This window comes from Arthrobacter sp. Y3225209, assembly GCF_059090685.1.
Map to the genome: position 1 here is coordinate 1 of NZ_JBNHFW010000057.1, position 279 is coordinate 279.

Below are 279 nucleotides of genomic sequence, written 5' to 3' on the forward strand. Positions count from 1 at the left end.
CGGAAGCCCGGGTCGAAGCCTGCCGGGCCCGCAGCAAAGCAGCGCTGGCCGCACTGCACGAGTCCGATGCCCGGCTGGCCGCCGTTGCCGAGCGCCTTGGCACGCTGGCCTCCGCGGTCAGGGCCGCCACGGGCGAAGCCGAACGCCTTGCCGCGCTGGTGGCCACTGCGGAGGCAAATGTGGCGGACGCGGAAGAGCACCTGGCGACGGTGTCCGGCAGGCTTGCCGCCGCCGGGCAGGAACAGCTGCCCGACGCGGAACCGTCCGCCGCCGAGCGCG

Annotated in this window: 1 protein-coding gene; it reads left to right on the forward strand. The window is 75.3% G+C overall.

What is annotated here, in order from left to right; all coding sequences use genetic code 11:
* On the forward strand, positions 1-279 hold a 279-nt coding region (locus AC5RVB_RS16360; RefSeq protein ID WP_494143178.1), incomplete at both ends, for a hypothetical protein.